The sequence below is a fragment of the Flavobacterium sp. 38 genome (genome assembly GCF_057799715.1).
Genome location: NZ_JBYNWZ010000010.1, coordinates 34,378 through 53,699, shown reverse-complemented (window position 1 = coordinate 53,699; position 19,322 = coordinate 34,378). Strand labels below are relative to the sequence as shown.

Annotated in this window: 15 protein-coding genes; 6 read left to right on the top strand and 9 right to left on the bottom strand. The window is 36.1% G+C overall.

Going from position 1 to position 19,322, the window contains the following annotated elements; translation table 11 throughout:
• Positions 1 to 7 precede the first annotated feature (7 nt).
• From AC3E9W_RS19425 to AC3E9W_RS19410, 4 genes are all read right to left on the bottom strand, one after another.
• Positions 8 to 2,224 carry a molybdopterin oxidoreductase family protein gene (locus AC3E9W_RS19425; RefSeq protein WP_488769664.1) on the bottom strand — a complete coding sequence of 739 codons (2,217 nt, stop codon included), beginning with the start codon at positions 2,222 to 2,224 and terminating at the stop codon, positions 8 to 10.
• Between the two features lie 90 nt (positions 2,225 to 2,314).
• A complete protein-coding gene (locus tag AC3E9W_RS19420) occupies positions 2,315 to 3,364 on the bottom strand; it encodes an MFS transporter (RefSeq protein ID WP_488769663.1) in 1,050 nt (349 codons plus the stop codon).
• A 27-nt stretch (positions 3,365 to 3,391) separates the two neighbouring features.
• Positions 3,392 to 4,984 carry a magnesium transporter MgtE N-terminal domain-containing protein gene (locus tag AC3E9W_RS19415; RefSeq protein WP_488769662.1) on the bottom strand — a complete coding sequence of 531 codons (1,593 nt, stop codon included), beginning with the start codon at positions 4,982 to 4,984 and terminating at the stop codon, positions 3,392 to 3,394.
• Between the two features lie 18 nt (positions 4,985 to 5,002).
• Positions 5,003 to 6,475 (bottom strand): MFS transporter, encoded by a 1,473-nt coding sequence (locus AC3E9W_RS19410; protein WP_306158538.1) that lies wholly within the window; start codon positions 6,473 to 6,475, stop codon positions 5,003 to 5,005.
• 287 nt (positions 6,476 to 6,762) lie between these two features.
• Between AC3E9W_RS19410 and AC3E9W_RS19405 the strand changes: the two genes are divergently transcribed.
• Positions 6,763 to 7,203, top strand: a complete 441-nt coding sequence (locus AC3E9W_RS19405; RefSeq protein ID WP_306158536.1) for a DUF4890 domain-containing protein — start codon at positions 6,763 to 6,765, stop codon at positions 7,201 to 7,203.
• Positions 7,204 to 7,244: 41 nt separating this feature from the next.
• Here AC3E9W_RS19405 and hemL read toward each other — a convergent pair whose 3' ends face one another.
• The 4 genes from hemL to AC3E9W_RS19385 all read right to left on the bottom strand — a co-directional run bounded on the left by hemL (position 7,245) and on the right by AC3E9W_RS19385 (position 10,755).
• Complete coding sequence (gene hemL, locus AC3E9W_RS19400; protein WP_488769661.1) at positions 7,245 to 8,531, bottom strand: glutamate-1-semialdehyde 2,1-aminomutase; 1,287 nt, start codon at positions 8,529 to 8,531, stop codon at positions 7,245 to 7,247.
• A gap of 91 nt (positions 8,532 to 8,622) precedes the next feature.
• The gene (locus tag AC3E9W_RS19395; RefSeq protein WP_488769660.1) at positions 8,623 to 9,522 is read right to left on the bottom strand and encodes a glucosaminidase domain-containing protein; all 900 of its coding nucleotides are present in this window, start codon (positions 9,520 to 9,522) and stop codon (positions 8,623 to 8,625) included.
• Positions 9,515 to 10,423, bottom strand: coding sequence for a 1-aminocyclopropane-1-carboxylate deaminase/D-cysteine desulfhydrase (locus tag AC3E9W_RS19390; protein WP_488769659.1), 909 nt, complete (start codon positions 10,421 to 10,423; stop codon positions 9,515 to 9,517). Before AC3E9W_RS19390 ends, AC3E9W_RS19395 begins: the two co-directional genes overlap by 8 nt.
• Positions 10,420 to 10,755, bottom strand: coding sequence for a hypothetical protein (locus AC3E9W_RS19385; RefSeq protein ID WP_306158528.1), 336 nt, complete (start codon positions 10,753 to 10,755; stop codon positions 10,420 to 10,422). The genes AC3E9W_RS19390 and AC3E9W_RS19385 overlap by 4 nt, the downstream gene beginning before the upstream one ends.
• 114 nt (positions 10,756 to 10,869) lie before the next feature.
• Between AC3E9W_RS19385 and AC3E9W_RS19380 the strand changes: the two genes are divergently transcribed.
• The 5 genes from AC3E9W_RS19380 to ilvA all read left to right on the top strand — a co-directional run bounded on the left by AC3E9W_RS19380 (position 10,870) and on the right by ilvA (position 16,794).
• The gene (locus AC3E9W_RS19380; protein ID WP_095928730.1) at positions 10,870 to 11,049 is read left to right on the top strand and encodes a C1orf53 family protein; all 180 of its coding nucleotides are present in this window, start codon (positions 10,870 to 10,872) and stop codon (positions 11,047 to 11,049) included.
• 11 nt (positions 11,050 to 11,060) lie between these two features.
• Positions 11,061 to 12,035 carry a 2-hydroxyacid dehydrogenase gene (locus AC3E9W_RS19375; protein ID WP_488769658.1) on the top strand — a complete coding sequence of 325 codons (975 nt, stop codon included), beginning with the start codon at positions 11,061 to 11,063 and terminating at the stop codon, positions 12,033 to 12,035.
• A 569-nt stretch (positions 12,036 to 12,604) separates the two neighbouring features.
• Positions 12,605 to 14,581, top strand: coding sequence for a urocanate hydratase (hutU, locus tag AC3E9W_RS19370; RefSeq protein WP_488769657.1), 1,977 nt, complete (start codon positions 12,605 to 12,607; stop codon positions 14,579 to 14,581).
• A gap of 29 nt (positions 14,582 to 14,610) precedes the next feature.
• Complete coding sequence (locus AC3E9W_RS19365; protein ID WP_306158521.1) at positions 14,611 to 15,150, top strand: DUF4136 domain-containing protein; 540 nt, start codon at positions 14,611 to 14,613, stop codon at positions 15,148 to 15,150.
• 399 nt (positions 15,151 to 15,549) lie between these two features.
• Positions 15,550 to 16,794, top strand: coding sequence for a threonine ammonia-lyase IlvA (gene ilvA / locus AC3E9W_RS19360; protein WP_488769656.1), 1,245 nt, complete (start codon positions 15,550 to 15,552; stop codon positions 16,792 to 16,794).
• Positions 16,795 to 16,874: 80 nt separating this feature from the next.
• Here the strand turns inward: ilvA and AC3E9W_RS19355 are convergent, their stop codons facing one another.
• Complete coding sequence (locus AC3E9W_RS19355) at positions 16,875 to 19,292, bottom strand: RICIN domain-containing protein (RefSeq protein ID WP_488769655.1); 2,418 nt, start codon at positions 19,290 to 19,292, stop codon at positions 16,875 to 16,877.
• Positions 19,293 to 19,322: the final 30 nt, after the last annotated feature.

The following is a 19,322-nucleotide window of genomic DNA, read 5'->3' as shown; positions in this document are numbered from 1 at the left end:
TTATAGATTAAACACTTGCATAAGCATTGGAATTCTCTGATGAATTTTCTATTTCTCCTAATGGTTCCAATTTACAGGCGCAGACTTTAAACTCCGGAATTTTAGAAATCGGATCTAAAGTTCCAGGCGTTAATTGATTGGCCGATTTTTTCCCTGGCCAGTGGTACGGGATAAAAACAGTATCCTTTCGAATGGTTTCTACAATATTGGCTGGAAAAATTCCTTCTCCTCTTCTTGTAGAAACTTTTACCAATTCTCTCTGCTGAATATTGTATTTCTGAGCCATTTCTGGGTGAATTTCCAACATTGGTTCTGGAAACTGATCTACGAGTTTTCCAATTCTTCTAGTTTGTGTTCCGCTTAAATATTGCGAAACCACACGTCCTGTTGTTAAGGTTATCGGATATTCTTCGTCAGTAACTTCGCCCGGCAGTTTGTACGGTGCGGGATTGAAATGCGCTTTTCCGTCTGGAGTTTTAAATTTCCTGTCTTCCCACAATCTCGGTGTTCCTGGATGATCTTCCGTTGGACAGGGCCAAAAAACGCCCATATGGTCTTCAACTTTTTTATAGGTAATTCCAAAATAATCTGCTGTTCCTCCTTTTGAAGCTACACGAAGTTCATTAAAAATAGCTTCGCTATTGGCATAAGTAAACTTGTCTTTTTCTCCCAATCTTTCAGCGATTTCCAATAAAATAGATGTATCGGTTCTTGCTTCACCTGGAGGCGTAACCGCTTGTCTGATTCGAATTACGCGTCCTTCTGCAGAAGTTGTGGTTCCTTCTTCTTCTTCCTGTAAAGATCCAGCGAGAACAATATCGGCGTGGCGCGCGGTTTCATTCAAAAAGAAATCGATACAGACGTAAAACTCTAATTTTTCAAGGGCCGAACGAACATAATTATTGTTTGGAAGCGAAACCAGCGGATTGAAACAAATCGAAATCAATCCCTTAATTTCGTCTCTGTGAATCGCTTCAATAATTTCATAAGCCGTAAGCCCTTTTCCAGGGAGATCTTTTTCATCGATTCCCCAGACCTCAGAAATGTACTTTCTATGTTCCGGATTTTCAATGTCTCTATTTCCCGGCAACTGATCGCATTTATGTCCGTGTTCTCTTCCTCCCTGTCCATTTCCTTGTCCCGTAATAGTTCCGTAACCGCAATAAGGTTTTCCGATTCTGCCTGTTGCCAAAACCAGATTAATGCAGCCTACCACATTATCGACTCCTTTTGAGTGATGTTCAATTCCGCGAGCGTGAAGCAGAAAGCTTGTTTTTGCTTTACCCCACAACTCGGCAGCTGCTTTAATTTTTTCTTTAGAAATTCCCGTAATTTCTTCTGCCCATTCTAAAGTATAGTCTTTTACAGCATCAATTGTTTCCTGAAATCCCGAAGTATGATTATCAATAAAATCATGATCGAGCATATCGTGATCTACGAGATATTTCAGCATCGCTCCATATAAAGCTGAATCTGTTCCCGGTCTTACATCGAGATGAATATCGGCTGTTCTTGCCAATGGAATAACACGCGGATCTACTACAATGAGTTTTGCTCCCCGATCTCTAGCTTTCCAGATCCAATGGGTTAAAGTTGGAAATGTTTCGCTGATATTCGCTCCTGCAACAACAATTACCTCAGCGTATTCTAAATCGGAATAATTGTTGGATGCGCGATCTAGTCCAAATGCTTTTTTATTTCCTGCACCTGCACTTACCATGCACAAACGTCCATTATAATCTAAGTTTCTGGTTTTTAAAGCAACTCTGGCAAATTTTCCAACCAAATAGCTTTTCTCATTCGTAAGCGAAACACCCGATAGCATAGAAAAGGCATGCTTCCCGTATTTTTCCTGAATTCTTTTTATTTCAGAAACAGTTTTATCCATTGCATCATCCCAAGACATTTTTTCAAAACCTTTACCTTCCACTCTTTTTATTGGATGTAAAAGTCTGTCGGGATGATTGTTTTGAAGATAGCGCTGCACTCCTTTTGGGCACAGACGGCCTTCATTGAAAGGAAATTCCATCCAAGGTTCAAAACCGACCACTTTATTGTCTTTTACCGTTAATTGGATTCCGCACTGCATACCGCAAAAGCAGCAATGTGTTTTTACCGTTTTGTCTGGCTCGTCACGCCCAGGGTATCCTTCTTTTGGTGAATAATTCAAATGCGGACCAAAATCTTCGATTATTTTTTCAGTTGATACAGGTAGTTTTGCCATGTCTAATTTTGTTTTTTTTGTTTCAAGTTTCAAGTTTCAGGTTCTGTGCGTGACTTGAAACTTTAAACTTTAAACCTGAAACTTTTTTTCCTATCCAAATAAATTTCCGCCTTCTAATCTTGCTTTTAAATGTGCTTTTGCCAGACGGTCTCTTTTTCCTTCTGGACTTAAGTCAAGATGCGAATTGCCTTCATCATCACTAAAATCAAAACCTAATTGTTTTGTCACTATTTTTAAGTCATCGATATGAAGCTGTGTTGCAAAAGGCTTTCCTGTTTCTTTACAGATTGCCATTCCTTTTTTTATTCCTTCTTTTTTATAAATATGCGCGCCAATCTGAGCAGGGCGCTGAATGATATGAAAGAATTTCCCAAACGGAATCCAGATCAGAAACATAATAACAGTAACGGCGTGAATTACAGCCAGAAAATCATACGCAAATCCTTTCATGAACTGATAAGAATACGTCAGACATAAACCTGTTACTGAAATTGCAATTAGTAAAAGAAGCGGCAGTAAATCGCCTTCAAAAGTTTGTGTGGCAATTAATCCTGGATTAGTCAAACGGCGTCTCAAATAATAAAGAGAGCCAATAATAACCAAATAAGAAGACCAATTTAAGGCATGAAAAGTCAAAAAAGCCATTATGGATCCTAATTCAAAATCCATTACTTTAAAACCAAAAAAATGGGCTTCGTAAACTGAAATGGAATTGGGAGCCAAAGTAAAATGAATCCATCCAAATGTCAGCGGAAAAGTTATGGCAAAAGCAGATAAACAGCCAATTGCAATACAGAAATGTGCTATCCAGCGGTATTTCCCTCTAGGATAAATAAATTTTTGAAAAGCAATATTCTCAACCGACTCTTTCGTCAGAAACCATAAATGCGAGAATACTTTTCCTGTAAATAGAAAATTGATGCCGCGTTTAAAATACATCCACGTTGGCGGGCGCTGCAGCCAAACCGTATATCGATAGACAACTCCAAAAAATGCAAATAAAGTCCCGAAGAGATAAGTTACTAAAGCGGCATCAAAATTCTGCAGTTCTCTTGATCCATAGAAAACCAATACAACCATAAAAGCAGAAGCTGCCGTCGCAATTAATAACGCTTTCGTATTAAATGTTCTTTCTTTCATCTTAAATTAAAATTTAATGATTGCCTATTAACTTGGCTTCTCACAATTTTTACGATTGTAAAACCACCAATTGATAGCCGTTGCCAATACAGTATATAAAGCAACGCCAATAAAAAACTGATTTACAGTACCATTTGCAGAAATATTATTCCCTATCAATTTAGAAAAAATAAAAGGTCCAAAAGCCGCGATTGCAGCTGTCCAACCGATAACTCCTGCAGCTTGGCGCGCATTTTCTTTAAAAATGATTGGATATTGTCTAAAGGTTCCTGCATTTCCAATTCCTGTAAAAAAGAACATGGCTAGAATTACCGTTACAAAAAGTGGAAACTGCTCCATACTTGCAGGGGCAACTAACCCTTGCGTTACTAAAATTATCGATCCCGCTAAAATTCCCAGACCTGTAATGGTCGTTAAAATTGCTCCTCCAACTTTATCAGCAACAAACCCAAATGCAATTCGGCTGGCTGAACCTAATAATGGGCCGTAAAATGCATATACCAAAGGATCTGGCGGATTTGGAAAATCTCCGTAAAGAAATTTTATCATTAAAGGAAAAGCTGCCGATAAACCTGCGAAAGTTCCAAAAGTCATGATATAGGTAATAGTGCAATACCACGTATGTTTATTGGAAAAAATATCCATCTGCTCTTTTACAGACGCCATCATTGGAATACTTTTTAAATAAAACCAGCTTAAAATTGCCATAATTATTAAAAAGGGAACATACCAAAATGCTGCAGACTGCAAGTAGATTTCTGATTTTTTAACTGCCGTATTATCAGGTTTAATGTTATCTAATATTTTTTCAGCCAATTTCGGATTTGCATTGGCAATGGCTTTTGCTTTTGCTTTTATAGGTAAAGCGTTAAAAATAGCTACATTATCAGTAGAGTTTACGGCATTACTTACTGAATCTTTGACATCTTGCTTTATGTTAGCAAGTATTTTTGATTGCATTTCTACATCAAAAGTTGCAAAAACTTCTTTTTGTTTTTCTAAACTTGATGTTTGTAAAAGTGCCAACGTCTCTTTAGGATCAACACTTGTAAAAGTAGATGCCGCGCCATAAATTCCAACACCGATTATGAGAGGTGTTACGAATTGCGCGATTGAAACCCCAAAATTTCCAATTCCGGCCTGTAAACCCAAAGCCGTTCCTTTTAATCGCTGCGGAAAAAACAGACTTGTACTGGGCATGTAGGAAGAGAAATCTCCTCCGCCAAAACCTGTTGTAAAAGCTAAAACTGCAAAAACCCAAAATGGCGTATTTACATTCATAATAGCAAAACCAATTCCGATTACGGGAATTAATTTTAGCAGTGTTGCAAATGATATTACATGTCTTGTACCAAATATGGGTAATATAAAGGTGTGGATGATTCGAAGAAATCCTGCTGCTATCCCTGGAATTGCGGTTAGCCAAAACAGCTGATCTTTAGAAAAATTAAAGCCTAAGCCTGGTAATTTTACAGCAATAACGCTCATCATAAACCAAGAAGCAAATGACAAGGTTAGCGTTGCTGTAGTAATTACCAGCGTCCGCCATGCTATTTTACTTCCGCCATTATTCCAAAAGGTTTCGTCTTCTGGTTCCCATTTGTCTAACCAAGTTTTCATTTTTTTCCTTTTTTATAATTAATGATCCTCTATATGTCTTGTAAAATCTGGTGATTTCCTTCTCATAGCCTTAATGATTGTCCTATGCATCCATAAAAGGCAGAGCACAGAAAGTATAAAAATGAAAATCCATGAACTGGTCCAAAGTCCAGTATAATCGAGTAAGTAGCCAAAGATTATCGGTCCAAAGAAACCGCCTAACCCGCCAATAAGACCGACCATTCCGCCCACTACTCCAATTTCGTTAGGAAAATATTCGGGAATATGTTTATAGACAGCCGCTTTTCCAATTCCCCACGAAATACCGATAAGTATCACCAAAACAAGATATACCCAAAGATTGGCGCTGAAGTTAATCTGGGTAATTCCTCGCGCTAATAATTCTTTCTTTTTAACTTCTTGATTTTGTTTGACAACGATTTCCTGCCAAGAGTTTTTTACGGGAAAAACAGCATTATTTTCTGTATCTGTTTTTTTCTTAGCCGTAATTTGATGGACTTTTCCATTTACGACAATTTTATCAGCAGCAATTTCTGTAACCGTTCCGTTATTTGATGCCAGAACGCCAGGCCCAGCGGTAAATATTTCCATCTTTGGAAACATGAGCAGAAAACTTATAATTATGGAAGATCCGAGCACCCAATACATCACTTTTCTTGCTCCAAATTTATCTGAAAGATAACCTCCAAAAGCTCTAATGATACCAGAAGGCAGACTGAACATTGTCGCAAACATTCCACCCATTACTAGAGTTGTACCGTAAACATTCATAAAATTAGGAAGCAGCCATTGTGAATAGGCAACAAAAAAACCGAAAACTAAAAAGTAGTACGTTCCAAAACGCCAAACTCTAGTTTTCTTTAATGGAGAAAGCAGTTCGCCCATTGTTTTTGAAACACCTTGATTGGTCTTATTTTTAGCAAAAACAATGAATAACAAACCTATAATTACGAGCGAAGCACCATAAATAATCGGGAGCATTTTCCAGCCGTTTACTGGATCTTTTTCTGAAAAATTATTTAATAAAGTAGGTGCAATGAAAGTAGTAATTGCTGCACCAGCGTTTCCCATTCCAAAGATTCCCAAAGCTCTACCTTGCCATTCTTTTGGATACCAAATTGAAGTATAGCCAATTCCAACAGCAAAGCTTGTTCCTACTAACCCGAAGAAAAAACTCAGAACGGCAAAACTCCAGAATGAATTAGCAAAAGGCAAAAGAAAAAGCGGAATGGAACACAGTAAAAGCAATACAGAAAATATTATTTTTCCGCCATATTTATCAGTTAAAATTCCTACTGGCAATCTCATAATCGATCCTGTAAGCACGGGAATTCCTAAAAGCCATCCAATCTGCACAACATTCCAGTCAAAAATCTCCTTATCAACTAAAAAAGTGACCAGTACTCCGTTAAGTGTCCAGCAGGCAAAACAAATTGTAAATGCTAAAGTGTTTAAAAAAAGAATACGATGCGATAAGGAAAGATCTGCCATAGAATAAAGTATTAAATTATGTTTTTGAAAATCTATTACTGAAATATGGGATAACCTAAAAAAACCATTCGTAAATAACTGAATAGCAATAGTTTTCTAAAATTATAAAAAATATCTTAAGTAAAACACTTACAATTCTATATTTAGCTAAATATTAATCTTATTTAAACTCATTCTTAAAAAGAACTGATCTTCAATTTGTTAAATAATCTATAATTTTAAAAGTCAGATTAAACCTGTTTCTATTCCTAAAGTCTAATCGGTATAACAATTAAAAAAAACTTAACATGAAAAAATTATTTATCGCGGCTATGTTATTTGTTGGAATAGCAAGTTTTGCACAAGAAACAGATCAGAAACCATCACGTGAGCACAAAGAAAGAATGACTCCGGAACAACGTAATGAAAAACAGCTTCAAAAATTGACAACCGAATTAAGTTTAGACGCTAATCAGCAAGCGCAAGTGAAACAACTTTTGGCTGACAGAAGTGCTAAAGCAGAGAAATTTAAAGAAGCACGCAAAGAAAGAAAAGACAGCAATGTAAAACCTACTGCTGAAGAAAAAGCGGCTTTCAAAAAACAAATGGAAGATGAAGTTGCAGCTAACGATGCTAAAATGAAATCGATCTTAAAAGCTGATCAGTACACAAAATGGAAAAGCTTGCAAGAAGAGAAAAAAGACAAAATGCGAGAAAAAGCAAAAGAGCATAGAAAAAGCAATGATTAATTTGCAGCAAAAAAAAGGAGGCTTTAAGCCTCCTTTTTGTATTAAAATGTTTTTGAAACTTTATCAATCGCATTGATTGTAAAATCTAAATCTTCATAAGTCAATGCATCTGTAATAAACCACGTTTCATAAGCAGATGGTGCAATATAGACGCCTTCTTGCAATAATCCGTGGAAGAATTTTTTGAAGGTTTCGTTATCCCCTTTTGCTGCAGTTTGAAAATCAATAACTGGATCTGCATCAAAGTGAACCGAAATCATAGAACCCACTCTATTGATTGTAAACACAACATTGTTCGCTTTTAAAACTCTGTCAATTCCTACTTCTAAATAAGCTGTTTTTTCTTCTAAACGAGTAAAAATTTCTTTATCAGAATCTAGTGCTTTTAACATTGCCAATCCAGCCGCCATTGCCAACGGATTTCCTGATAATGTTCCTGCTTGGTAAACTGGTCCAAGAGGCGCTAAATGATTCATGATTTCTTCACGTGCAGCAAAAGCTCCAACTGGCAATCCGCCACCGATCACTTTTCCGAAAGTCACAATATCGGCATCAATGCCATATAATTCCTGAACACCGCCGCGAGCCAAACGGAAACCTGTCATTACCTCATCAAAAATCAGTAAAATTCCGTTTGCTGTACACAAGTCTCTTAACCCTTGCAAGAAACCTTCTTTTGGTACAATACATCCCATATTTCCGGCAACGGCTTCAATAATAATGGCAGCAATTTCTCCTTTATTAGCTTCAACCAATGTTTTTACATTTTCTAAATCATTGTATTTTGCTAACAGAGTATCTTTTGCAGTTCCTTCTGTCACTCCTGGACTGTTTGGCGAACCAAAAGTTACAGCGCCACTTCCTGCCTGAATCAAGAATGAATCAGAATGTCCGTGATAACAGCCAGCAAATTTGATGATTTTATCTCTTTTTGTAAAACCGCGAGCCAAACGAATCGCACTCATACAAGCTTCTGTTCCTGAATTTACAAAACGAATTTTATCGATATTTGGAACCATAGAAACGGCCAAAGCAGCGATTTCAGTTTCCAATTCAGTTGGCATACCAAATGAAGTTCCCAACTTCGCTTTTTCGATCACAGCGTCAACAACTGGCTGATACGCATGACCTAAAACCATTGGCCCCCAAGAATTAATATAATCGATTAATTTGTTTCCGTCTTCATCATATAAATAAGCACCTTTAGCGCTTTTTACAAAAATCGGAGTTCCGCCAACGGCTTTAAATGCTCTTACTGGTGAATTTACTCCTCCCGGAATTACTTTTTCTGCTTCAGCAAAAAGCTGACTACTTCTTTTATATAACATTATAATATTAGATTTCTGATTTTAGATTTTAGATTGATTCAAACTGAATCTGAAAACTGTCGCTAAGACTGAACACTAAAAAACTGAACACTTATTTCACTTTCAGCCTCTGTCCTATCGAAATAGCATTATCAGTTAGATTGTTTTTTTTCTTTAAATCTTCAACCAATAAATTGAATTTTTTTGAAATTGAATATAGTGTATCTCCTTTTTGAACTTCGTACAAATTGGGATCATATTGATTCATATTTATTTTCGGATCTGAAATAGCTACTGAAGATGAACTTCTTGTTGGAGCCGAAGTATTAATTGGCACATAGTTTTTTCCTGTAACCTGACAATCGTATTGATGAAGATTATAGCGCTCAATGTAACTAATTAGTTTGTCTGGATATTTCGGGTCAGTTGCATAGCCGCAAGCTCTTAAACCTTTTGCCCAAGCTTTGTAATCGTCTTTTTCATACGTAAAAAGCGATTCATATCTTTTTTTGCCAACTAAAAATAAGGCATGGTCTCTGTAAGATTCAGATGCTTGAGGATATTTTCTAAAACATTCTTGTGCAGAATCATCATCATGACGAACACTTTCGCCAAGCCAATCTTTATGACATTTAATTCCGAAGTGATTGTTTGCTTCTACAGCCAAATCACCGCGTCCTGCACCCGATTCTAAAATTCCCTGCGCTAGAATAATACTCGCTGGAATTCCATAAGTTTTCATGTTTCCTACCGCAATTTCTTTATACTGTAAAATGTAATTATTGATTAAATCGCTGGTTACAACTGTTTTTGAAGTTGATTGAATAACCTCTGTTGTATTATTTGTAGAAGGATAATTTTTACCGATTGGTTTTGCAGGAGTGCCTCTTTTTGTAGCAGCTGTTCTAGATTGAACTGCAGCCGCTTTTTTAGTCGTCGCGATGGCAGGCTTACTAGAAGAGCAGCTTGCTAAAGCTAATATTACGAGAAGTAATACAATTTTTTTAATCATTGGTTGTGAGTATTGGTAATTTCTTCTGCTTCAACTTTATATTCATTCCGTCAATTCCCTGCAATCCGCCTGTGTGAATGAGTAAAATTTTTGAATGTGCAGGAAAATAATTTTTACCGATTAAATCTATAACGCCAAAAACCATCTTTCCTGTATAAATTGGATCTAAAGGCACTTTTGTCTCTTCAAAAAAAGTATTGATAAATTCAATTAATTCTAAATTTATCTTGCCATAGCCTCCAAAATGATAGTCAGAAATTAAATTCCAGTTATCTTTTTTTGCAAAAATACGAATTTCATCGGTTAAAAAGTCACCTTTTAACGCTGGAAAGCCCAAAATTTTCTGATTTGGCAGCGAACTATTAATTAATCCCGAAATCGTGCCGCCTGTTCCAACCGCACAGCAAACGAAATCAAAAACAGAATCTTCGTCGGTCAAAATTTCTTCACAGCCTTTTATTGCCAGTTCGTTTGTCCCGCCTTCCGGAACCAAATAGAAATCGCCAAACTTTTCTTTTAGTTTATCTATAAAAGAGTTTTCGCTTTTTAATCGATACTCTTCTCTCGAAACAAATTCAAATTTCATTCCGTTTTCTTGAGCAAATTTCAGCGTTGGATTTTCTTCAATTTTATCTAAAAGTTCGTCTCCGCGAATAATTCCGATAGTTTTAAAACCTTGTTCTTTTCCAGCGTACGCCACAGCCGCAATATGATTGGAAAATGCACCGCCAAAAGTCAGCAAAGTGTTTTTATTTTCTGCTTTTGCCTGAAGTAAATTGTACTTTAGTTTTCTAAATTTATTTCCCGATACAAACGGATGAATTAAATCTTCGCGCTTTATAGTCAACGAAATAGCATTTGGAAACTGAATGTTTATGGATTGATTGAAAACTGGATTCATTTTGATTTTATGTAATTCAGAAATTGGAAAAAAGATCTGTTTTTCAGATAATTTAAATCCGTTTCTTTAGTATAGGCTTCTCTTTCAAAACTAATATTTCGGTACGCTAAATCTTTGTTTTTGTATTGAATAAGTCGAATAAAAAATTCTAAAATGTACCAGATAAAAAACGGAAGAACTAGCATTTCAAGCTGTTGTCTCAAATGTATTTTTTCATGATTGACGAATGCACCGTTTGCTTTATCAAAATCATATTTAACCAAAACGAAAGGAAATAAAGCCATTCCTCGATATCCTTTCGGAATTAAATATTTAGCAACAATCAGAAACATTGGCTGTAAAATTTATAAATTTGTAGCTATAAAATTGTTCGATTTCAATAAAATCATAATCAAATATTTTTATTTTTGATTTTAGTTATTCGAAAAAGAACACGAAGCAGATTTATGAAAGAGCAAAGTAATGAAAATAAATTAATCGAAGGCGAAGATTTTTACTATACGCCCGAAGGTTACAAATGCTTTACCGAAAAACACCATTTAAAACGCGGTTACTGCTGTAAAAGTGGCTGCCGCCATTGTCCGTATGGATATGATAAAAAAACAGGAAGAATAAATAAAAATTAGAATACCACAAAATGAAGGTTTTCATCAATAAAAATATACCAGAAGCTGGCATTAAACTGCTTGAGCAAAAAGGAATCAACCTTACGATAAACCCAACAGAAAATGTTTTATCTAGAGAGGAATTCATTAAAATCTGCCAGAAAAATGATGCGCTTTTGAATGTTGGAACTAATAAATTGGATGAAGATTTTTTTGAACAATGTCCGAATTTAAAAGGAATTGCTTTGTTCTCTGTCGGATTTGATTCGGTTAATATTCCATCAGCAAACAAAAGAAAAATTCCTGTTGGCAATACGCCTGATGTTTTAAGCAGAGCCACTTCTGATGTTGCTTTTCTATTAATGCAAAGTGTGGCAAGAAAATCATTCTTTAATCATAAAAGAATTCTAAATAATGATTGGGGAAGTTTCGATCCGTTAGCCAATTTAGGACAAGAACTTTACGGCAAAACGCTGGGAATTTTTGGTTTAGGAAGAATTGGTTTTGAAATGGCTAAAAAATGCAAAGCCGCATTTGGAATGAACATTATTTATCATAATCGTTCTCATAATCAAGAAGCCGAGAAAGAACTTGACGCAAAATATGTAGATTTTGAAACGTTACTTAAAGAAAGTGATGTTTTGAGCATTCATTCTAACTATAGCGAAGAAAACAATGAGCTTTTCAATAAAGATGCTTTCGCAAAAATGAAAAATAATGCGATTTTCATCAACACAGCAAGAGGAAAATTTCAAAATGAGGAAGATTTATTCGAAGCTTTAACTAACAATATTATTTGGGGCGCTGGATTGGATGTGACCAATCCCGAACCTATGAAAGCGGATAATCCGTTATTATCGCTTCCGAATTGTTGCGTTTTGCCTCATATTGGTTCCGCAACTTATGAAGCTAGAAACGGAATGGCAATTTGCGCCGCACAAAACATAATTGCGCTTTTTGAAAATAAGAAAATGCCGTTTTGTGTAAATGAGGAAGTTTATTTTTAATGAGATAATGTGTCAATTTGGGAATTAGATAATTATTTAAAATTCCAATTTTTTAAATTCCAAATTCCAATCTAAAATCAGAAATCAACAATCTAAAATCTAAAATATAGACATGGATATTCGTTCAAGAAAGTTTAAGATTACGATTTATAAGTCGTATCATCGGTCGGATATCCGTTATCCCTAGTTTTTTAATTAGAAAATGTGATAATTTGTGAATTAGATAATTATTGGAAAATTCCAATTTTTATCCCGAGGCTTTGGTACCAAATTCCAATTAAAAATCTAATATTTCGCTCCGCTGGAGCTTTATGTTAATGATTATAATTTCTCTATAAATATTTCGCCTTTCCAAGGCTGAGAAACTTCATTAGGAATTAATTTGTATAGAAGTATATTTCACACACAAAATTCAAGGATGAAAACTCCAGAGGAGTTTAATATTTATAGAATTACAACAGTCACACGTAGAAAAAGCCACACCGGGGCGACATATTTTCAAGCAACAATGAGTTAAGCGACAGTTAGAAAAATCTAAAATCTAAACTCATAAATCTAAAATTAAAAAAATGACTTTCAGAGAACAAATACAACAAGGAATACCTTCTATATTACCGCCAAAGCAAACATTCGATCCCGCAATCAATCATGCTCCGAAACGAAAAGAAATTCTTTCGGCAGAAGAAAAAAAACTGGCTTTAAAAAATGCTTTGCGTTATTTCGATCCAAAACATCATGCCGAATTAATTCCTGAATTTTCAGAAGAATTAGAAACGTACGGACGTATTTACATGTACCGTCTTCGTCCGGATTATAAAATGTACGCAAGACCAATTGACGAATATCCTGGAAAATCTTTGCAGGCAAAAGCGATTATGCATATGATTCAGAACAATCTGGATTATGCCGTAGCACAGCATCCGCACGAATTGATTACATATGGCGGAAACGGAGCTGTTTTTCAGAATTGGGCGCAATATTTATTGACGATGCAGTATTTGTCTGAAATGACAGATGAGCAGACTTTAACGATGTATTCTGGACATCCAATGGGATTGTTCCCTTCGCATAAAGAAGCGCCTAGAGTTGTGGTTACCAACGGAATGGTGATTCCAAACTATTCGAAACCTGATGATTGGGAAAAAATGAATGCTTTGGGAGTTTCGCAATACGGGCAAATGACTGCGGGAAGTTATATGTACATTGGCCCACAGGGAATTGTTCACGGAACGACTATTACGGTTTTAAACGGTTTTAGAAAAATAAAACAAAATCCAGAAGGAAATTTATTTGTAACTTCAGGTCTTGGCGGGATGTCTGGCGCACAGCCAAAAGCAGGAAATATTGCGGGTTGCATTACGGTTTGTGCTGAGGTAAATCCGAAGATTACTAAAATTCGTCACGAACAAGGTTGGATTAATGAAGTGGTGACTTCTACCGAAGAATTGGTTGCCAGAGTGCATTCGGCGAAAGCAAAAAAAGAAACGGTTTCTATTGCTTATTTAGGAAATGTAGTAGATGTTTGGGAATGTTTCGATAAAGAAAATATCAAAATTGATTTAGGATCAGACCAGACTTCACTTCATAATCCGTGGGCTGGAGGTTATTATCCTGTCGGAATTTCGTTTGAAGACGCTAACAAAATGATGGCTGAAAACCCAGATTTATTCAAAGAAAAAGTTCAGGAATCTTTGCGTCGTCATGCTGATGCGATTAACAAACATACTGCAAAAGGAACATACTTCTTTGATTATGGAAATGCCTTTTTATTAGAAGCTTCACGCGCTGGAGCTGATGTTATGGCTCCAAATAATATCGATTTTAAATATCCTAGTTATGTTCAAGATATTATGGGACCAATGTGTTTCGATTACGGATTTGGGCCTTTCCGCTGGGTTTGTACTTCTGGAAAACCTGAAGATTTATTAAGAACAGATGCCATTGCGTGTCAGGTTTTAGAAGAAATGGCAAAAACGGCTCCAAATGAAATTCAGCAACAAATGCAGGATAACATTAAATGGATTAAAGGCGCACAGGAAAATAAATTGGTAGTAGGTTCACAAGCTCGTATTTTATATGCCGATGCAGAAGGTCGAATCAAAATTGCCGAAGCTTTTAATCAGGCCATTGCAAAAGGAGAAATTGGTGCTGTGGTTTTAGGACGCGATCATCACGATGTTTCTGGAACCGATTCTCCTTACAGAGAGACTTCTAACATCTATGACGGATCTCGCTTTACGGCCGATATGGCAATTCATAACGTAATTGGAGATAGTTTTAGAGGAGCAACTTGGGTTTCTATTCATAACGGCGGCGGAGTTGGCTGGGGAGAGGTTATAAATGGTGGCTTTGGTATGGTTCTTGATGGTTCTACTGAGGCTTCAAAGCGTTTAGCATCAATGCTTTTCTGGGATGTTAATAACGGAATTTCAAGAAGAAGCTGGGCTCGAAATGAAGGGGCTGTTTTTGCTATAAAACGTGCCATGGAAGTTGAGCCTTTATTGAAAGTAACTTTGCCGAATCTAGTCGACGAAAGTTTGCTTTAACTAAAACTGAACATTTAATTTTTGAATATATGAAAACACTAAAGTTAATTCCGATTTTACTGCTGCTGGTACTTACTTCATGCAGTACTGTGACTGTTTATTCTGATTATGACAAAACTGTCGATTTTGCACCTTATAAAACATACGCTTATTTTAAGCCCGGAATTGACAAGGTTGAAATATCAGATTTAGACAAAAGAAGAATTCTACGCGCTATCGATGATCAAATGCAGGCTAAAGGTTTTACGAAAAGCGAAAATCCTGATTTATTGATAAACATTTTTACTAAATCAAGGGAGCAAGTAGATGTAAACCAATTTAGTGCTGGCTGGGGTTACGGCTGGGGCTGGGGTTGGAATCCGTGGATGATGTACGGAGGAAACCAGACAACTGTTTCTACTTCTACTGAAGGGACTTTATACATTGATTTAATCGATGCTAAAAAGAAAGAAATGATCTGGCAAGGTGAAGGAATTGGAACTTTGACAAGAAACATCGATAAAAAAGATGAAAGAATTGCTGAGTTTGTAGGCAAAATTTTAGCTCAATATCCGCCAGTAAAAAAATAATTATTTACATTTGCTTTTCAATCAGCTAGAAAAATGAAAAACTTTAACAACATTATTATCGCTATTATTAGCATTATTGCAATTCAGCAGTAGTGGCGAGGTGTTATATAAATATGTAAAATATAATGTATAGAAACCTCCCAATTGGGAGGTTTTTTTATTTCTATAATTAAAAAAAGTTAGCCACTAATTTCACTAATTTCACTAATTTTTATTCTGTATGAGAATAAAAAATTCGTTCGTATTCGTGAAATTTGTGGCAAAAGAGAAAAGATATTTAACCACAAATTGCACAAATTTTCGCAAAATTATTTTTCTGCATATGAAAAAAATTAGTGAACATTCGTGCAATTCGTGGCAAAAAAACAATATTATTTGTGGCAAAAAAACCTAAATACTATGAATCTATTTAACGAAGTATTAAACGCAAAAAAGCAGCTCGAGGATGTCGTTGCTGCCACTCCACTGACTCAAAATTTAAATCTTTCAGACGAATTTGAATCTACTATTTTATTAAAAAGAGAAGATTTACAAATTGTTCGTTCGTATAAAATTCGGGGTGCGTACAATAAGATTTCTTCGTTAAATGAAAAAGAAAGCGCCAACGGAATTGTTTGCGCTAGTGCTGGAAATCATGCACAGGGTGTTGCTTATTCCTGCAATCTTTTAAAGATTCATGGTAAAATTTACATGCCAAAAACCACTCCGAAGCAAAAAGTAAAACAAGTTCAATTATTCGGAAAATCGTTTGTTGAAATTGTTTTGACGGGAGATACTTTTGATGATGCTTATGCTTCTGCAACAGCAGATGCCATCAAAAATCATAAAACCTTTATCCATCCTTTTGATGATGAAAAAGTAATTGCTGGACAAGGAACTGTCGGATTAGAAATCTTAGAAAGTTTTAAAGAACCAATCGATTATGTTTTTGTTCCTATTGGCGGCGGTGGACTGGCATCTGGTTTGTCTGAAGTTTTCAGGCATTTAAGTCCGCATACCAAAATAATTGGCGTTGAACCCAAAGGAGCGCCTTCTATGAAAACTTCTATTGAAGAAAACAAAAATACGCCACTAAAAACAATTGATAAATTTGTGGATGGCGCAGCGGTAAAACAAGTTGGCGATAAAACTTTTGAAATCTGCCGATACAATTTAGAAGATATTATTCTGGTTCCAGAAGGCAAAGTCTGCACCACAATTTTAAGATTGTATAATGAAGAAGCAATGGTTGTAGAACCCGCAGGCGCTTTGACAATTGCTGCTTTGGATTTTTATAAAGAAAAAATTAAAGGCAAAAATGTAGTTTGCATTGTTAGCGGAAGCAATAATGATATTGAAAGAACTGCCGAAATAAAAGAGCGTTCTTTGCTTTACGAAGGCTTGATGCATTATTTTATGATTCAGTTTCCGCAACGACCTGGAGCATTAAAAGAATTTGTCAATAATATTTTAGGTCCAGATGATGACATCACTTATTTTCAATTTGCTAAGAAAAACAGCCGCGAAGTAGGTTCTGTTGTAGTTGGTTTAGAATTGAAAAACAAAAATGATATTATGCCAATCAAACTGAAAATGACCGAAAATGGCTTTGAATTTCAATACTTGAACGACAATCAGGATTTGTTTACACAATTAATTGGATAAAATAAAAAAACAAAGGCTGCCAGATGGGATGGCAGCCTTTTCAAATTCAATACAAATTACTAATTGAATTGTGAATGTAATTATTGCTTCAAGATTTTTTTCGAATAAGAGCCTTTACTATCATTCACTTTTACAATGTAAACGCCTTTTGGCAATCTAGAAATTTCAATTTTAGCTTGATTTCCTTTTACAAAATTTACATTCTTTTTTAAAACAGGTTGTCCAGTGATATTGAAAATCTGAACATCAGCATCTCCTTCATGATTGGTATCGATTTTTAAAGCATCGTCTGCTTCATCGACAAAAACCGTCATATCATTTGAACTTGTGTTTTCAACCTCGGCAGTTTCTACCGCCAAAGCACTTTTTGCAGCCGAAGATTCAACTTGCACCAATTGCCATTGCTGATTTAAACCTCCAGTATAAGCCCAAACCTGAATGTTAGCGCCATTTGCTGTAGAAACATTCTCCACATCTAGCGATTTGCCGCTGTTTACATTTATAATTTTATAATATCCAGTACCAAGACTTGTTACCGTCCATTTAAATTCGTTTGAAGATGAGAAGCTTTTCTGTTGTACTTTTAAGCCATCGCCAGTTCCATTATTTTCAACAGCCAAATACATTCCTGTCGATTTTACGATAATATAATAATTGCCGCTTCCGTCAGAAACAAATTTCCAGCGTTGGTTGCTTCCTCCTCCGTTTGTAATATCGTATTGCTGAATTCTGCTTCCACTTGTTGTAGCATTATCGGCAACATCTAAACCTTTGTTACTATTTCTAGAAATAATATTGTAATAACCTGGAAAACCTGTAGAGGCAGCCGTTACCGTAATCGCACTTGTAGCCGTTTTAGCTCCATCAACAGTTGTTGCAGTAATAGTAGCATTTCCTGCAGCAATTGCAGACACCAATCCGTTTGAATTTACCGTCGCTACGGAAGTATTGCTTGAACTCCAATTTACAGCTGTATTCGTTGCATTGCTTGGCGAAACTGTCGCTGTCAATTGTTGTGACTGCCCTGCCGCAATTGTCGCTGAGGTTGGACTTACACTAACTCCTGTAACTGCTACCGGATTTGATGCTCCCCAATTAAATGTCACCGCAGAAGAAGCTGGAACTGCATAGTTGAATGCTGACGATCCTGAAACCACTTTTATCGTATTGGCTGATCCGCCTGAATTGTAAACTAACAATGCGGTAGATCCATCAGGATTTTTAAAACCGACAGAAAGAATGCTTCCGCTTGAGCTTGAAGCTGCAATTCGCACAGCACCTGGCTTAACAAATTTTGAAATTTGACCAATAATATAATACGCCACATTTTTAGTATAACTGGTACTATTGTTTACGGTAATTGCTCCTAAGCAAGTGGTGCAGCCTCCAGGTGTTCTCGGCCCCATGCTTGGATTATTTGCCGCGTTCCATTCTAAAACTGTTTTAGACCAGTTTGTTGTGCTTCCGATAACTACATTTTGCATGTGCCAGCCAAAATCACCGCCAAAGTTTCCGCCAGAACCTGTATATTGTTCTGTAAAATAAACGTTTTTATTAGTAGCATTCTTTACAGTTGACATTGCTGAAATATTTCCTAAATACAAGTGAAATGCTGCGCCATCAACATAACTGCTATTATTTAAAACATCAATTGGATAAGCTGTATTATCGCAATTATGATCGAAAGCAATAATTTTTACATTTCCGAAACCAGCTGCCGCCATTTGAGGCCCTAATTGCTGATTGATAAAATTCTTTTGTTCTGTAGAATTCATCAGCATACTCGGCTCGTTGTGCGGATTTTCAGGTTCGTTTTGAGGAGTAATGGCCCAAATCGGAATTCCCTGTGCCTGCATTGCCTGAAGGTATTTTACAAAATATTTTGCATAAGCGGCATAATATTGTGTTTGCAGACTTCCTCCTATCCATGAACCATTCGTTTTCATCCATCTTGGCGCTGACCATGGTGTTGCTAGAATTTTAATGTTTGGATTTATCAGCTGGATTTTTTTAATGATAGGAATTAAATACGTCAAATCTGGCCCATTTAAACTAAAATTGTTCATATTTGTATCTCCAGAAGTTTCATTGTAACTATAGGAAGAACTGCTTAAGTCTGAAGCGGCAATACTAATACGAACTACACTAGCGTTTAATCCAGTAGTAGGGTTGTATAAATCATTCAGTAATTGGTTTTGCTGAGTGGTGGCCATTCCAGAAATGACTTCACAGCTTCCTTCGGTAAGGGTATAACCGAAGCCGTCCATAGTTTGATAAGTAGTTCCTGCATTTACTGTTACAGTGGAAGGATTGGTTCCTGAATTGGTTCCGAAACTTACTGTTGACTGTTGTTGAAGCAGTTTACTTTGATCTCCTGAGGTTATCCAAGGAGTTACCGTCTGAGCATTTAAGCTGTTCATAAATAAAAGCGTACTGCAACATACAAGTTTCAACGCTTTACATACCCGATCTGTAGGTGTTTGAGGAGTTTTGTGCATTTTTTGTGGTTTTGGTTTGATAATTAGTTT

Bases quoted from the DNA above. Each gene is read 5' to 3' on its own strand.
- AC3E9W_RS19415 (WP_488769662.1), bottom strand. From the start codon at position 4,984: ATGAAAACTTGGTTAGACAAATGGGAACCAGAAGACGAAACCTTTTGG.
- AC3E9W_RS19410 (WP_306158538.1), bottom strand. From the start codon at position 6,475: ATGGCAGATCTTTCCTTATCGCATCGTATTCTTTTTTTAAACACTTTA.
- AC3E9W_RS19385 (WP_306158528.1), bottom strand. From the start codon at position 10,755: ATGTTTCTGATTGTTGCTAAATATTTAATTCCGAAAGGATATCGAGGA.
- AC3E9W_RS19380 (WP_095928730.1), top strand. From the start codon at position 10,870: ATGAAAGAGCAAAGTAATGAAAATAAATTAATCGAAGGCGAAGATTTT.
- AC3E9W_RS19405 (WP_306158536.1), top strand. From the start codon at position 6,763: ATGAAAAAATTATTTATCGCGGCTATGTTATTTGTTGGAATAGCAAGT.
- ilvA (WP_488769656.1), top strand. From the start codon at position 15,550: ATGAATCTATTTAACGAAGTATTAAACGCAAAAAAGCAGCTCGAGGAT.
- AC3E9W_RS19425 (WP_488769664.1), bottom strand. From the start codon at position 2,224: ATGGCAAAACTACCTGTATCAACTGAAAAAATAATCGAAGATTTTGGT.
- hemL (WP_488769661.1), bottom strand. From the start codon at position 8,531: ATGTTATATAAAAGAAGTAGTCAGCTTTTTGCTGAAGCAGAAAAAGTA.
- AC3E9W_RS19355 (WP_488769655.1), bottom strand. From the start codon at position 19,292: ATGCACAAAACTCCTCAAACACCTACAGATCGGGTATGTAAAGCGTTG.
- AC3E9W_RS19420 (WP_488769663.1), bottom strand. From the start codon at position 3,364: ATGAAAGAAAGAACATTTAATACGAAAGCGTTATTAATTGCGACGGCA.
- hutU (WP_488769657.1), top strand. From the start codon at position 12,605: ATGACTTTCAGAGAACAAATACAACAAGGAATACCTTCTATATTACCG.
- AC3E9W_RS19395 (WP_488769660.1), bottom strand. From the start codon at position 9,522: ATGATTAAAAAAATTGTATTACTTCTCGTAATATTAGCTTTAGCAAGC.
- AC3E9W_RS19365 (WP_306158521.1), top strand. From the start codon at position 14,611: ATGAAAACACTAAAGTTAATTCCGATTTTACTGCTGCTGGTACTTACT.
- AC3E9W_RS19390 (WP_488769659.1), bottom strand. From the start codon at position 10,423: ATGAATCCAGTTTTCAATCAATCCATAAACATTCAGTTTCCAAATGCT.
- AC3E9W_RS19375 (WP_488769658.1), top strand. From the start codon at position 11,061: ATGAAGGTTTTCATCAATAAAAATATACCAGAAGCTGGCATTAAACTG.